A 15,281-nucleotide genomic window follows, 5' to 3' on the forward strand; every position below is an offset into this window, starting at 1 on the left:
TTGCAACTTTTCCCAAACAATCTCGTAAACGTCGGTTAGTTCTCCCAATCCTCTACGGAGTGAAAAGGTCTGGGGGACCTTTTCAGCCTGAGTCCTTTTAGTTGAGAGACGAAGGTTTTCCGTTGCAAACAGATTATTTCAAACCTTGCAACTTTTCCCAAACAATCTCATAAACATCGGTTAATTCACCTAGTCCTCTACGGAAAACATCCTTATCCATGTGGTTGCCATCCGCATCCCACAAGCGGCAGTTATCTGGTGAAAATTCATCTGCTAAGATAATCTTGCCATCCTTGTCAAAACCGAACTCTAGCTTAAAGTCAATCAACTTAAGCCCAATCTCAGCAAACCAAGCTTTCAAGAGTTCATTGATACGACGGGTTTCTTCCTTCAAGTAGGCAATCTGCTGGTCATCCGCAATCTGTAGGAATTTCACATGCTCGTCATTGATAAATGGATCATCCAAATCATCATTTTTGTAGTAAAATTCGACAATCGGAGTCTCCAAGGCGATTCCCTCATCCACACCAAAACGTTTTGAAAAGGAACCAGCCGTGTAATTGCGAAGCACGACTTCCAGAGGAATAATCTCAACCTTTTTATTGAGTTGTTCCGTGTCTGAAAGTTTCTCCACAAAGTGAGTCGCCACACCAGCCGCATTTAACTTCTCAAAAATAAAAGATGAAATCTGATTATTCAACACTCCCTTACCTGCAATCTGCTCCTTCTTGACACCATTGAAAGCAGTCGCCTGGTCCTTGTAAGTTGAAATAATAAGATTTTCATCTTCAGTTGTATAGATATCTTTAGCTTTTCCCGAATAGATCAATTGTTTTGACATTTTAAAGTTCGCCTTTCGTATTACTTGAGCACATTCTACCATAAAAAACCAAAAAATACAAGAATTTAAACGAATAAATAGCAGATGTATTTCAAAAATCATAAAGAAAAAAACTGCAAGAAGAATCTTTCTCACAGTTTTAAAATCATTTAACTCTAACAACACGAACATTACTCTTTGTTCAAAAATTGATCTAAATAATAACGTAGGTAACTTTTCTTGCCCGTAATCATCTGCAGGCGACCTTCCACCCCGTACCGAAGTTTTTCAGCCTGCTCCGAAGTTAGATTAGTCTCCGCCTCGATTTTAAAGAAATTCCCTTTCTCAGTCTTAGTAGCTGTCGCATCTATGCTGGTAATAGTAGAATCTAGGAAAAGTTGATTCTTGGCATCATGAGTCGTCGTATAGCGAACAGAATCACCGACCTTGATTCTTGCTATATCTTTTGAACTAAGATAGGCTGTGAGTTTAGCTTTCCCTTCTTTCTCCAAGGACGGATAGAGTTGGGCTAGTAGGGCACCTTCTGCAACCATGCTAGAATCACTGGTCTCAGGATTAAGATGAAGTACCCCATCCTCACTCGCCGTAATTTTCCCCTTGTCTAGAAGACTTCCCTGAACCTTCTTACCTGACTCCACCTCCAAGATTTTCTGGTCTAAAATAGTCAATTCCTGACCAACCTTAGCCAAATGTTGGGATTTAAGGGACTCTAATTGACTGCTTAACCCTGACGCATAGGCTTGCTGGGCACCCGAACCTGCATATTGGACACGGTAAGTAGCAAGACTGGATTCTAACTGAGAAAGCTGTGCTTCAACCTGCGCAATAGCCTGGGCCTTAGATTGCGAATTTTCCTCGCCCTGAGACTGGTAGGACTGGTAGAGAGAGTAGGCTAGATTCTGACTGGCCAAGGAAGCACCTGTTTCCATAGCTGACTTAGCTGTCTGGTAATCGCGAATTTTAGCCTCTGTTTGGCTGATGAGATTCCCGATTTCAGCTTGGGTTTGACTAGTTGCTGCATTCTGGGACGCGATGGTCTCGTTTTGTTGCGATGTACTAGCCCTAAGACTGCCTGCTTGGCTGATGTAGTCACGAAAGGTGGCTTGGTAGCCAAATTTATCCTCCTCTGGAAAGTGGTTCTCCCCTTCTTGCAGACTTTTTTGCAAATACTCCAATTGCTTTTTTTGATCCTTGAGCATGTCCAACTGACTAGCATAGGCCTCCGCTTGGACACCCTCTGCCCCTTCTTGATATTGAACCAACAGTTCTCCCTTTTTAACCAGCTTATTTTCTTCCAAATAATTGACAAGAATACGATTGTTGCTAGTTGACTGGATATTTGCAAGGATACGACTAGGTTCGACAGTAGCTCTAGTAGACAAACTCATCTCCTTCTCTGCAAATGTTGCAAATCCAAGTAAAAACACGAGTAGAAGGGACATGGGTACAATCACCCGACTGGAAAAATTATGGTAACGACGATTATAAAACTCCGCACTTTCTAAAAATTCTGGTTTCATCCTCTCCTCTTTCTAGCTATTCACCAAATGGGCGTAAAAGCCACCCTGTGCAAGCAAATCAGCATGCTTTCCTTCTTCAACAATCTTGCCCTGATCCAAGACAACAACCTTCTCTGTCCGCTCAGCAATGGTCAAGCGGTGGGCGATGAAAATCAAGGTTTTATCTAAAGCCATCAGATTATCGACAATTCGCTTCTCTGTCAAAATATCCAAACTGCTGGTCGCCTCATCCAAAATCAAGACCGGCGCATCTGTCAAGAGAGCACGCGCCAAAGCAATTCTCTGACGTTGTCCACCTGAAATCCCTGCCCCATCCGAAGTCAACTCTGTCTGGTAATTCAGGGGCATGCGCTCAATGTCCTCCCGAATCTCTGCCAACTCGACTGCCCGTAAGATATCTTCCTGTGTCGTCCCCTCCTTGGCTCCCAAAAGAAGATTGTCCAAAATCGTTCCATTAAAGACATAGGGCTGTTGAGGCAGATAGTTGATATACTGGCGCAAGGCCTTTTTATCAATCTGATTGAGATTGACACCACCCAGACTAATCTCTCCCTGACTTGGATCATAAAAATTAACCATCATCTTGGCCAATGTCGTCTTACCTGACCCTGAAATTCCCACAAAAGCCACTTTAGAACCTTGGGGAATGGTCAAATTGATGTCTGACAAGACATCTCGACCATAGCCATACTTGTAGTAAACCTGCTTGAAGGTCATATCTCCCTTCATCAAGCTCAGATCCTCAACTGTTTTCTTCTCCTCAAACTCAGAAGCTACCAGATAAACCTCATTCAGACGGTTATTGGCAACCTGCGCTGTCTGAAGCTTGGTTTGCAGATTGATGATATTTTCCAAAGGATTGGTAAAATAAACCAGCAAGGTATTATAGGTAATCAACTGCCCCAAACTCATCTTGCCATCCATAACCAGAACAGCCCCCATCCAGAGAATTCCGACATTGAGCAAGAGATGGGCAACTTTTTTCAGAGCCTTTTGCTGACTCTCTGCTCGACTATAGGTAAAGGATTTTTTCAGATAATCCACAAATTCCTTATCAATCTTTTGGTAACGCTGACTTTCACTGGTCAAAGACTTGATAGTCTCAATACCGTTGATGTCCTCAATGATAGAAGAAGACAGAACCGCATTGGCTTCCATGGTATCCCGGTTCATCTTTTCAAACGGCTTCATAAAGGCAAAGATAATCACTGTATAGATAGGAAGTGCCAATAAAGTCATGAAAAAGAGATTGGTATTTTGTGAAAATAAAACAAGGGAAATAATGACAACCGTTGACACATCTAGGAAAATCGAAAGAATGGTCGAAGCCAGCGCATCGATGATACTATTAGCATCTGTAAAACGAGACACGATTTCCCCTGTCCTGCGTGTCGCAAAGAAGGACATAGGCAGGTGAAAAACATGCTTGATATAGGACAAAATCACATCAATCGATAAGCGTTGCCCCAAAACAAGTAAGAGATACTCCTGAGCGTAAGACAAAATCTGCTGGAGAATATAGACGATGACCAACCCAATAGAAATAATCCCCAGCGTCGAACGCATCTGATCTGGCACATAGGTATCAATGATAGACTGCAGATAATAAGAACCCACAATGTTAATCAAGGTTACCAAGAGTGTTGCCAAAACGATATTGGCAATCAAGCCACGCTGCTTCACTAATATAGGGATAAAAGAGAGCAAACCATTCTTTTGATCCTTATGAGGCTTGTAGTCTGGACTAGGTGCCATAAACAAAGTAACTCCTGTCCATTCTTCCGCAAAACGCTCACGTGGCAGTTTGGTCAATTTCACCCCAGGATCTGGATCGGCAATATGAATGCTATCCTTGTCCTGCCCAGTCACCACATAGTAGTGGAGCAATTTCCCTTCCTTAAGCACATGGGCAACAAAAGGAAAAGTCAAATCTGGCAAGTCAAAAAGCGTCATATCCGCCTTAATGGCTCGCGTCTCAAAACCAATTTCCTCTGCCACCTTGACCAAGCCCAAAGCCGTCGTCCCATCCATGGTCGTCTTGGCCAATTCTCGCAAGTGAGCCAAAGAATAATAGCTACCATAGTAGCCAAAAACCATGGCTAATGAAGCTACACCGCAGTCCATCTGATCCACCTGCGGACGATAGTGACGTTTCCCAAATTTCATATTCATCTCCTTTTCCTAATACTCAATGAAAATCAAAGAGCAAACTAGGAAACTAGCCGCAGGTTGCTCAAAGCACGGCTTTGAGGTTGTAGATAGAACTGACGAAGTCAGTAACATCTACACGGCAAGGCGACATTGACGTGGTTTGAATTTGATTTTCGAAGAGTATAAACTCATCTGATAACAACTATCTTACCCCAATCCCCAAACAAAAACTGGACTTCCTCCCCAAATGCGCCTATCTCCCTCCCAACTGCACTTTTTGGATAAAAAAATAGGCAGAACAAGCGTTCTACCTACTAAAAATATGCTATGAAAGGAAATTGATGTTTTACTGACACCCTAGGCAAGCTTGGAACAAATAAATCATTGATAATAACCTTTACGACATCCTATTTAAAGTTACTTCAATTTCTAATGTCCCTGCTATTTCTAAGCCACCTCTGGTATGATCTATTACTAGTCAGAATAGATAACACCGTTCTAAATTACGATTCATAGTTACTCCTTTTAAACTCCGATGTGATGCATTCTTAGATTCTAGCCTAGCTATTTTCAGCGCAAACTAACAAGTCATTCTTAACTGTTTACTCTACTCGCTTTTTATTGGCCTTATATCCTAGATAAAAGAGCCCAAATAAAACAGGGTAAATTTCTGGATAAAATAGAGTATTGATCGGATTTTTCAAAATCAAATACGTTGCGATGTAGATTATGAGCGATACGGTAAAATAACCCTCAGCAAAACCTAATAAAAATGTTTTCATAAGAAACTCCTAATTACCTGACAAGAATGGCGGAAAAACGCTACCATTCATATACACAAAATCCTTTTGATTCATGTTCTTCATTTATAGTTTTGATTATTTTTTGACAAATCTTTGCGAAAAATACCAAAATATGCTGAGAAAAGCAACCCAACTAAAGTCCATTGCCAATTAAAGGATACTAACGAACCTGTACGAATCACATGAAGCGCGAGATTAAGAGTTATTCCCAATAAAGGAAATATAGTGGCTAGTTTAGGTAACAATGTATTAAGATTAAGGTTGCGGTTGTTCATTATCTAACGCCCACGACGAGCCAAATCTGAACCAAATGTGTAACCAGCCCCAAATGCACCAAATGCAATAGCACTTAGGCCAAATATAATCGAAATAGGTTCAATTCCTCCTTCAATTACTTGCAAATCTTTCTCATCAACTACTTGAAATTTATCCATTCTTTTCTCCTTTACTTCTATATAATAAAATGAATACCATTAAAAACAATGAAATTGTTGGTATATTAAAATCATCAAACCATGTAGGTAAGGGTAGCTTATTCACATCAGCTACCAACCTGATAATTGTATAAGATATTGAACTAAGTAATACCATAAGCTCAGGCCAAATCTTCAACATTAATTTAACAAATTTCATATATATATCTACAAAATTATGGTCGATTAGCATAATATCCTGCAGCTATGCCCGCACCTGCTGAAACTGTAGCAAGCGCAGCTACACCTCCAATTAATTTCCAACCAATAACTACACCACCAATAATAATTGGTGCAATTCCTCCATCTACATTCATCAACTCTTCTTCTGTAAGAGCTACAAAGTTCTGTTCCATTTTGTCAAAATTTGTCATCTTTTTTCTCCTTTATTTCTATTTTTTAGTTTACGATTTCTGGCTCTTAAACCATTTTAAAAACCAGAATAGATAAATTACTAAATTCCTTTTCGTCTCACTTATCTATTTGAGAAGTGATTTAAAATGAACAGGTAAATTTCATTTATTTTAAATACCATTTGATAAACCATGGCAATAAGATTGGTAAATACATCGCGTAGTCTCCTTCCTTTTCCTCTCACTTATTTATTCGAAAAATAATTCGAAAATGTACAACTAAATTAAATTTATTTGAAAAATAATTTAGTAAACCACGGATACAAGATTGGTAGATACATAAACCAGACTCCTTTCTTTTTCCTCTTACTTATCTATTCGAAAAAGAATTCGAAAATAAACAACTAAATCAAATTTTATTTAAAAAATAATTTAATATACCATGAATAGAAAATTGGTAGATACATGAAGCAAACTCCTTTCCTTTTCCTCTTACTTATCTATTCGAAAAAAATTTCGAAAACGTACAACTAAATTAAATTTTATTTAAAAAATAACTCAGTGAACCATGGGTAGAACATTGATATAAACATGAACTAAGCTCCTTTCCTTTTCCTCTTACTTATCTATTCGAAAAAAAAGTCAAAAAAATAAGAATATCAGAAAATTTTCCGACATTCTTATTGATAAACTCATCCAAGTCTAACAAATATTAGACATTGAGATGTTTTTTAAGTGTTCTTCTGGCTGTCCGTGATACGGGGAAATGCAAGCCTTCTAACAAGGTCACTTCTGTGGCAGTCATCTCTTCAATAGCCTGTAAACTGACTAAAGTATTGCGATTGGCATAGACAAAGTAATCTTTTTCAGCCTTGGCAGCGATATCTTTGAGACTGCCATAAATGGTCTTGATAGAATGATTGGCATAATAGACCTTGATACGATGAGATTCCACTGAGGTTTCAAAGGCTAAAATCTCATGGTAGGGTAGAGTAAAGCCCCGTCTTCCCTCAAAACTATAGGTGAAGAGACGCATATTTTCCCTCTTGTCCACTGCCAGTACATAGTCCAGACAGCGCTCCAACTGATGACGGTAATCTTCCTCTGGCTGATCCTTGGAAATAAAATCCAAGGCAGACAAGTGATAGCGAAAAGCTAGAGGCAAGGCCTCCGAGTGTGTGGACACAAAGACAATACTTGTAAAGGGATCTCGCTCCCGAACCTGTTGAGCAACCTGAAAGCCCCGTTCACGCTCTCCATCAATCTCTAAATCTAATAAATAGAGCTGGTAATGGTCAAAATACTGAGAATACTTTTCAACATCTCCATAGTTTTTAGCAATATCAATTTCCAATCTCAAATTGCGAGAGCGACCGATATCTAGCAAAGTCTGCTCTATCCGTCCTTGCTGGACTCTATCGTCTTCCAAAACTAAAATTCTCATTCCTCTCCCCCTCGTTTCTCATCCTTAAATGGCAATTCTAAATCTTGTCTAAAGGTCGTCTCTCCTAGCTGAGTATCTAAGTTTAAATCATAATGAAAAATCATATCCTCCAAGGTCGCTAAGCCCAGTCCACTGTGGTTACCCTTGGTCGAATACCCCTTTTGACTGAGAATGCTGGGATTCAGTTCTTCTTTCTTACGAGTGTTTTCAATGATAAAACGGACACTCCTATCACCTGCCAATAAAGCAACCCGAATCTGCGGATTTTCAGCCTCACTGGCTGCCTCTAAGGCATTTGTCGTGAGGATAGAGAGGATACGAATGGCCTCCAACATTGGCAATGCTAGCTCTTCTACGACCCCCACCGTCTCCAAACTAAAATGAATTCCCTGATTATCTGCCACAATCATGGTTTTTGCCAAGGTATTGCGAATGGATATGTCATGGATATTGTGAAGATTAAAGGCTGTGTAATCTGCCTTTCTCAACTTTTCATTGGTCTTTAGAAAGACATCTTGATAAATGGTAGACACCTCAGCCATGTCTTGATTGGCTATGGCAGGCTCCATACTGGCGACAATCCCTGCAAAATCATGACGGAAACCTCGAACTTCATCATAGAGATGACCCAGCTTATCCACCATCCCTTGCAAGGAACGATTTTCATCTTCCTGTCTCTGAATGGTCTGCTCATCACGATAAACCTGCTCCAAATGCTTGATGTAAAAGAGCCAAGAGAAAAAGAGAATGAAAATCAGAAGAGAAATGGTCGTGTCAAAACGAACGTAGAAAGAACTATTTCTATTAGTCATAAACGAAGAGAATATCCTAAATACAGTCAGAGGTAGGATAATGAAAAAACTCTTATGATAGTGGGTTTTGAAAGCATCTGAAAAGAATAAATCCAAATTCAAAGACCAACGCTTCATAATTTTACAACATAGAAAGATTGATAATAAATCAAATACAGATCTATATAAGGTGGAAAACGAATCTACAAAACAACAAGGCTCACCGGATAATACACGAATCCAAATTGTCAAAAATAAATAACGAATACTCTGAAAGAAGAGAAAAAGATACAGAGAAAGAAAAAAAGCTTCCCCTTTTCTTTTATGCAATTCTAATAAAAAAACACAGTAAAAGAAGAGAATGATTCCTATATGGAATAATTCTCCAAATGTTTGACGAGCAGATAAACTAATTAAAAATACAAGGACCCAATAACGTTTCTTATAAAATTCTGGGGAAATTTGAGCACCCAAATAAATAGTAGGCACCATGGTTGAAACGACTACCAACAGTAGATATAGCACAGAAACTAAGAATTCTAAAATAATCATAAATAAATCTGATCTCTAACGAATACTGTGAATTTAAGCAAAGTGTCTACCCGTACTAAATAACTTATCGCACCATTTTACGGCATCTTCAAAAATCCCTCCACCATTCACTTCCTTCAATACCTCTGGGGTTAACTCTTCAAATTGTTCCAATTCTACAAATGTATTTTTCATTTCCATGACAGACTCCTTTTCATTATTTTATAGATAACTCTATCCCCTGTTCCATCTACAAAAGGCTTTAGTTCTCTTTTGAAATACAAGAAATCTAAAGCCTCCTGAAAATGGTATATTGGTTAGAGTGTTAACGATTAGTTGTGAAGATGTTATTTTTATTTAACCACAACCACTTTATAATATTCGTTTGAGTGTGGAGATTCAATCTTAATTTTTTCACCGTATAAACCATCAATTTCTTTATCAAGATAATCTGAAACTCCTGATGGCAAGCGTTTCATCTTAAGAATTTCACCAGATTGATCCGCATAGGCTAGGATGTGATAGTGGGTTGTAGCCATACCATCATCAATCAATACAAAGTAACCTGTTTTGAGCTTACCTTGCTCATTTTCTAAATAGTATAGTTTATTGTTATTGATTGTAAAGTGGGTAGCTCCAAGACGAAGTCGTGCACCTGGATTTTCTAAATAGGCATCATTACCAACTTTTTTAATCTCTGAATAGGTTGTCATTGCTGGGATATTAACCACACGATGTCCATTTTCATCAAAGTAGTAGCGATTTGGTAAGTTTTGGAAGTTCTGTACAACTGCCTTAGGATCAATTTCTTGTCCTTCTTCTTTATTATCCACTAAAGCTAAGGTAGTATTTGCAACCTCATCCCCATATTTGTTAGAAAACTTCTGGAACTCTGGTCTGATATACCAAGTGTTTTTTTCAATAATAACATCGTCACCTTTAGCATTTAGCAAATATTCTTGCCCATCTCCAAGTTTGACAATATCATGAATATTGTATCCAGCATCTTTTCTATTTGCTAGATAGCCATCCTTACCAATGACATAACTTTCCCCATCACTGGCTGGAACAGCTCTGTCTGCGACCATAGCACCTGATTTTTCAAAGTAAGCCCATTTACCATTTGCAGTCGCCCATCCTGTTGCCATAGCGCCACTGTCTTTTAGGTAGTACCAAGTTGATCCTTCTTTGTACCAACCTGTACGCATAGCACCACTATTTGCTAGTGAGTACCATGTATTTCCTTCCTTGTACCAGCCAGTACGCATGGCGCCACTATCTGCTAGTGAATACCAAGTATCACCGTCTTTGAACCAGCCTGTCTGCATTTTTCCAGAACCGTCAAAATGGTACCAAGAACCAGCATTTTGTACCCATTTATCCTTAGCGAGACTGCCATCTTGAGAAAGATTCCAGTCAGCACCATTTTTAACCCAAGTATCTGCAGCCTGTGCTTGGTTGATAGATAAAAGCAGACCAGCACCTGCAAGCAAACCAAGAGTAAGTAATTTAGATTTTTTCATAGCTATTTCCTCCTTTATTGAACAGCTATAAGAGGGCTTCCCCTCTTTATTTAGCTATATTCTAATACTTTTCATTGTCAAAGTCAATAATATTGTGAAAAATTAGACAATATTACCAATATCTACGAATTGTATTTTGAGTAATACCGTATTGCTATAACTCTATAAAAATCCTTTCTTTTTCTCCTTTTTGGAGATTGATTTTTTCTGACTCTATTATATCCCCTATTTCTCCTCAGATTTCTACTGTCCCTAGAAAGACTAAATCTGTTCCTAAACGGTCACTTGAACCAAAGAAAAATTCCAAAGCAAGTGCCTTGGAACTCCTATATCTACTCAACAATCACTTTTGTCATATCAAGAGCCATTGGTTGATAGTATACATCAGGGTGCTTATTATCCCTAATAATCTCACCGTATTCAACAAAACCAAACGATTTATAAAAATTAATCACTTTATCTTCATTGACACTATCCAAATAAACCATTTTACCCCCTAAAATGCTCTGGGCTAATTGAATTTTGTCAACAACTAATTCCATAACTTGCTGACCAGTAATTTTATTAAAGTGTAAATTTCTTCCAAATTGAGCAATCAAAAGACCAGGTATATAATTTAAGTTTCTAGCATTTTTCCCACTTAAAACAAAAGATTTTTTGCTATCATTATCTAATTCTTGAACATTAACAATTTTTAATGTTAGTGTAAAAAAACCTAAAATCTCAAATCTCTCTCCTGATATCTCTTGATCAATAATAATAAAATTTCTCGATTTATGTGTCAGCTCTGTTGTAATTGCGTCATTTTTAAGATACTCTAACATATCCTCATTTTTACCAAACGACACTTGCTCAGAAACAATCTTAGAGAAGTTCTCACGGACTTTTTGACGTATTCTCCGTTCATTAGTATATTCAGGATTTCTAGTAATAACGGTTTGTCGTATGAATTTGATGACATCCCCTAGTGGTAAGGCATATAATTTCATACTTTATCTTACCAGCTTCTCTAGACCTAGTAAGGAAGGTTGTTCTTGTTTATCTGTATTCTTTTTGATAATATCAAGCAACAAATCAGTTGATTTAGAGGCTTGAATTTTTTCAAAATCTTCTTTTGTGAGTGTGATATCACGAGTAATACTAAATGTAGCCACGAGTATACTTCCTTTCTCTTCTAATAAGTCCATTATAACGTGTTTTTCCCATTTTTACAAGGATATCCGATATTCCTCATTTCTAAAAACCATCTACTTCCGTTGCCTTGGAACTCCGATTGCTATTTTCCTTGAATGATTTTAACAACATCTCCTACACTTTGCAGTTGGTCAATTTCCTCATCGCTGATTTCGATATTAAATTCATCTTCCAGTGTCAAGATAAACTCCATCAAGTCGACTGAGTCCGCATCCAAATCGTCTTTCAGACTCAAGGATTCTGTCACGACAAAGTCCTCTCCCTGTCGCTCTTGGATAATGGTCACAATACGGTCAAAAATTTCTTTTTCTGTCATCTCTTTTATTCTCCTGAAAATTCACGCGCAGTCTGGGAAACTACGTCTGTTTCTAGCATGGTACGAATCTGGCGAATCGTACTATAGACAGCCTTGGCATTGCTTGAGCCATGAGTCTTGATAACCGGTGCCTTGACACCAAACAAAACCGCTCCACCAACATCTGAATAGTTGAGCTGTTTTTTCAAACCTCTGAGGCTGTCCTTGAGAAGGAGGGCACCTAGTTTCGCTCGAAGACCTCCACCTGTAATAGCGGTCTTGAGCAAACCCATGATTCCCATGGCTGTCCCTTCGATGGACTTGAGCACAGCGTTTCCCGTGAAACCATCTGCCACAACAACATCCGCAACGCCATTCATCAAATCACGCGCTTCCACGTTTCCGATAAAGTTTAAACTTTCATCAGCCACTAGTAATTCATAGGTTTCCTTACGAAGCGGGTCGCCCTTACTACTTTCTGTTCCGTTATTGAGCAAGCCAACGCGTGGTTGCGCAATGCCACGGACATTTTTAGCATAGAAAGAACCTAGAACCGCATATTGATGGAGGTGCTGGGCTGTATTTTCCGCATTAGCACCGAGGTCCAGCATGTCAAACCCCTTCCCATCAATAGTCGGCAATGTTGACATAAGCCCAGGACGATCGATATTCTTGATACGACCCACGATGAAAAATCCTGCTGCTAGTAAAGCACCTGTATTCCCAGCCGAGAGGACAGCGTCTGCTTCACCCTCTTTGACAGCCTTGGCCGCCAAGACCATACTGGCATTCTTCTTCTTCCGAATAGCTCTCGTAGGTTCATCGTCTGAATCAATCTTTTCATCCGTATGGATAATGCTGACGCGCTCTGTTGCTGTCAGATATTGCTTGATTTTAGCTTCATCTCCGTAGAGTTGAACCTCGATATCTGAAAAGTCAGCTAGGGCTTGATTGACACCCTCAACGATGGCCTGAGGTGCGTAATCGCCTCCCATGGCATCTACTGCGATTTTTTTCATTTCTTTTCCTCTTTTAGTAATTGACCCCAGTCTGCTAGGGAATCAATAAATTTCTTTGATTTTAGGTGAATCCCAACGTATTCTTCGTAGAGTTGATCCATAAATTGGCGTAGTTCTTGCTTGATTTCAGGCTTGAGCGAAATGGTCTCCAAGGTTTCAAAATCAATGGCTTGAAACTGATTGAGCAAATAAGGGATATTGGGATTGAGATGGCAACGTCTCTCATCCTCATGATAATGCTCTGGACAGAGGCAGGCTCCATATTTGAAAGAAAAGTCAAAAGCCTGACCAACCCGATGGCAGAAGACACACTCATTAAAATTGAGGCTGATTCCAAATCGAGTCAAGATTTGAATTTCAAAAATATTGGTCAAAATTTGATAATCCAAGCCAGCTTCCATCAACTCCAAAGTCTTTTGCAAAAAAGCAAACAAGGGAGCATCCTGCTGATTGTCCTGCAAACTAGCATCGGCAAGAGCCGCCACATAGGTCGCATAGGCCATGACAAAGAGGTCGCTATTAATCTTTGGAAAGGTCATCACCTCGTGATAGTCCTCAATGTAGCTAAGTCCGTCATCATTGATTCGCAAGAGAAATCGTGCCAGCACCAAGGGCTGAATAACAGGGCCCAGCTTAGACTGACCAGCATGTTTGACGAAAAACATGCGTTTGCCAGCCTGCTCAGTAAAAATCTTGACGAGCTTGTCATCCTCACGAAAATTGCGATTGTAGAGCACCAAGCCTTGACTCGTGATAGACTGAATCATGCTTCTCTCATGTACTCCTCAAGACGTTTCATGGCTTCTTTAATCGTCTCCATGCTAGCCGCATAAGACAGACGCACATAGCCTTCTCCGTAACGCCCAAAGGCAGCACCAGGGATAAAGGCAACAGCCTTCTTCTGAGCAAAATCCTTCAGAAAAGCAAAGGAATCTTGATTGTAGCCATCTGGAATCTTAGCAAAGATATAGAAGGCACCGTCTGGTTTAATAATCTCAAAACCAAGAGCAGTCATTTTCTCGATGATATAGTCCCGACGCTGGATGTATTCCTTCTTCATAGGTTCCGCATCATTTTTACCAGCCGTCAAGGCTTCCACCGCAGCGTGTTGAGCCATGGTATTTGCGGCAGTAACCAAATATTGGTGACTCTTTATCAACTGGGCTGTAAAGACCGCAGGAGCGAAAATCAGACCCAAACGCCAACCGGTCATGGCATGTGATTTAGATAGACCATTGATAATGATAGCCTGATCTCTCAACATAGTTCCCAGAGACACATGGGCTTCCCCTGTGTAAGTCAATTCTGAATAGACCTCATCACAGACAACGAAAATCTCGTACTTGCGTAAAACAGCTGCCAAGGCTTCCAACTGCTCCCGACTATAAGTAATTCCTGTCGGATTAGCTGGATAGTTAAGAATAACCGCCTTGAGCTTGTCTCCCTGCTCTAAAATGGCCTTCTCCAACATCTCAGGAGTCAAGACAAACCCATTTTCAGTTGTGTCAATCTCGACAATCTCTGCCCCAACTAGATTGACAATCGGTTCATAGCCTGGATAGGCAGGAGCTGGCAAGAGCACCTTGTCTCCCTCTTCCAAAATAGCCGTCAAAGTAGCAGATAAAGCCTCTGTCGCCCCAATTGTAACCAAGATTTCATTTTCAGGAGCATAGTCCAGTTGGTACTTTTCCTTAACAAAGTCACTGGCTGCCTGACGTAGAGTCAGCAGGCCACTCATCCCTGTATAGTAGGATTGGTTCTGGTCAATCGCTCGCTTGGCCGCCTCCTTGACATGATTTGGCGTTGTAAAATCAGGTTCCCCCAAGGTCAAACGCAAGACCCCAGGAATCTCCGAAATAGCCTGGTCAAACTGACGAATCAACGAAACTTGAATCTTATCTAACTGTTTATTAAAGCGCTTAGTTAAGTCCATAGATACCTCCTACTGTAAAAACGTATCTCTATTATACTACAAAAGACCCCCGACCGCAAAAATACATGATAGAATAACGCTAGCATAACAAATTGAAGTATGTTAATTTAAATTGATTACAACACTATGTTTTTAGAATACTCAATGAAAATCTCATGAGACTAGGAATCGAGGTGAAAGCATAACTAAAGTTAGGTAAGCCGAAGATGACAACGTATCATGAGATTTTCGACGAGTATTGAGATTTTGATAATCTTCGTTACAACTATTCTAGCACCATTACTGATTACTATTACCGGTAATGTCATTTCTGAGTGGATAGTCAGAAAGTGGTTAGATAAGCGCGACAAAAAAATATAACCTGAGTTTAGTTTTAATATAACTGGACAAAAAGAAATACCAGAGGTGGA

18 protein-coding genes are annotated in these 15,281 nt (G+C 39.6%); all 18 read right to left on the reverse strand.

Going from position 1 to position 15,281, the window contains the following annotated elements; genetic code table 11:
• Positions 1-132, reverse strand: a 132-nt coding sequence (locus SMIDD28_RS12515; protein WP_081103267.1) for a phosphoribosylaminoimidazolesuccinocarboxamide synthase, incomplete at its 3' end; no start/stop codon positions are given.
• A gap of 1 nt (position 133) precedes the next feature.
• Complete coding sequence (gene purC, locus SMIDD28_RS08235; protein WP_061425595.1) at positions 134-841, reverse strand: phosphoribosylaminoimidazolesuccinocarboxamide synthase; 708 nt, start codon at positions 839-841, stop codon at positions 134-136.
• A 170-nt stretch (positions 842-1,011) separates the two neighbouring features.
• Positions 1,012-2,361 carry a competence pheromone export protein ComB gene (gene comB, locus SMIDD28_RS08240; protein ID WP_061425559.1) on the reverse strand — a complete coding sequence of 450 codons (1,350 nt, stop codon included), beginning with the start codon at positions 2,359-2,361 and terminating at the stop codon, positions 1,012-1,014.
• A 12-nt stretch (positions 2,362-2,373) separates the two neighbouring features.
• Positions 2,374-4,527, reverse strand: coding sequence for a peptide cleavage/export ABC transporter ComA (comA, locus tag SMIDD28_RS08245; RefSeq protein ID WP_061425560.1), 2,154 nt, complete (start codon positions 4,525-4,527; stop codon positions 2,374-2,376).
• A gap of 587 nt (positions 4,528-5,114) precedes the next feature.
• Positions 5,115-5,294 carry a hypothetical protein gene (locus tag SMIDD28_RS08250; protein WP_061425561.1) on the reverse strand — a complete coding sequence of 60 codons (180 nt, stop codon included), beginning with the start codon at positions 5,292-5,294 and terminating at the stop codon, positions 5,115-5,117.
• An 80-nt stretch (positions 5,295-5,374) separates the two neighbouring features.
• Positions 5,375-5,590 carry a bacteriocin immunity protein gene (locus SMIDD28_RS12285; RefSeq protein WP_078836779.1) on the reverse strand — a complete coding sequence of 72 codons (216 nt, stop codon included), beginning with the start codon at positions 5,588-5,590 and terminating at the stop codon, positions 5,375-5,377.
• Between the two features lie 3 nt (positions 5,591-5,593).
• The gene (locus tag SMIDD28_RS08255; RefSeq protein ID WP_000357248.1) at positions 5,594-5,749 is read right to left on the reverse strand and encodes a smi_0061 family bacteriocin-like peptide; all 156 of its coding nucleotides are present in this window, start codon (positions 5,747-5,749) and stop codon (positions 5,594-5,596) included.
• A gap of 215 nt (positions 5,750-5,964) precedes the next feature.
• Positions 5,965-6,162 (reverse strand): class IIb bacteriocin, lactobin A/cerein 7B family, encoded by a 198-nt coding sequence (locus SMIDD28_RS08265; RefSeq protein ID WP_000180825.1) that lies wholly within the window; start codon positions 6,160-6,162, stop codon positions 5,965-5,967.
• Positions 6,163-6,853: 691 nt separating this feature from the next.
• A complete protein-coding gene (locus tag SMIDD28_RS08270) occupies positions 6,854-7,585 on the reverse strand; it encodes a response regulator transcription factor (protein WP_001221869.1) in 732 nt (243 codons plus the stop codon).
• Positions 7,582-8,397 (reverse strand): GHKL domain-containing protein, encoded by an 816-nt coding sequence (locus SMIDD28_RS12295; RefSeq protein WP_231075169.1) that lies wholly within the window; start codon positions 8,395-8,397, stop codon positions 7,582-7,584. Before SMIDD28_RS12295 ends, SMIDD28_RS08270 begins: the two co-directional genes overlap by 4 nt.
• 564 nt (positions 8,398-8,961) lie before the next feature.
• The gene (locus SMIDD28_RS08280) at positions 8,962-9,108 is read right to left on the reverse strand and encodes a smi_0057.1 family bacteriocin-like peptide (RefSeq protein ID WP_000425305.1); all 147 of its coding nucleotides are present in this window, start codon (positions 9,106-9,108) and stop codon (positions 8,962-8,964) included.
• Positions 9,109-9,260: 152 nt separating this feature from the next.
• Positions 9,261-10,430 (reverse strand): PspC-like choline-binding domain-containing protein, encoded by a 1,170-nt coding sequence (locus SMIDD28_RS08285; RefSeq protein WP_061425563.1) that lies wholly within the window; start codon positions 10,428-10,430, stop codon positions 9,261-9,263.
• A gap of 332 nt (positions 10,431-10,762) precedes the next feature.
• Positions 10,763-11,419, reverse strand: coding sequence for an N-acetyltransferase (locus tag SMIDD28_RS08290; RefSeq protein ID WP_049551061.1), 657 nt, complete (start codon positions 11,417-11,419; stop codon positions 10,763-10,765).
• Positions 11,420-11,422: 3 nt separating this feature from the next.
• Complete coding sequence (locus SMIDD28_RS11725) at positions 11,423-11,584, reverse strand: hypothetical protein (RefSeq protein WP_000190273.1); 162 nt, start codon at positions 11,582-11,584, stop codon at positions 11,423-11,425.
• A 122-nt stretch (positions 11,585-11,706) separates the two neighbouring features.
• On the reverse strand, positions 11,707-11,940 hold the full coding sequence (locus SMIDD28_RS08295) for an acyl carrier protein (RefSeq protein WP_000136446.1): 234 nt from the start codon (positions 11,938-11,940) through the stop codon (positions 11,707-11,709).
• Between the two features lie 5 nt (positions 11,941-11,945).
• Positions 11,946-12,938: a phosphate acyltransferase PlsX gene (gene plsX / locus SMIDD28_RS08300; protein WP_061425564.1), complete on the reverse strand. Its 993-nt coding sequence runs from the start codon at positions 12,936-12,938 to the stop codon at positions 11,946-11,948.
• Positions 12,935-13,705, reverse strand: coding sequence for a DNA repair protein RecO (gene recO / locus SMIDD28_RS08305; RefSeq protein WP_061425565.1), 771 nt, complete (start codon positions 13,703-13,705; stop codon positions 12,935-12,937). The genes plsX and recO overlap by 4 nt, the downstream gene beginning before the upstream one ends.
• Positions 13,702-14,871 carry a pyridoxal phosphate-dependent aminotransferase gene (locus SMIDD28_RS08310; RefSeq protein ID WP_061425566.1) on the reverse strand — a complete coding sequence of 390 codons (1,170 nt, stop codon included), beginning with the start codon at positions 14,869-14,871 and terminating at the stop codon, positions 13,702-13,704. The genes recO and SMIDD28_RS08310 overlap by 4 nt, the downstream gene beginning before the upstream one ends.
• Positions 14,872-15,281 lie beyond the last annotated feature (410 nt).

It is taken from the genome of Streptococcus mitis (assembly GCF_001579045.1).
GTDB classification, from domain to species: Bacteria; Bacillota; Bacilli; order Lactobacillales; family Streptococcaceae; genus Streptococcus; species Streptococcus mitis_D.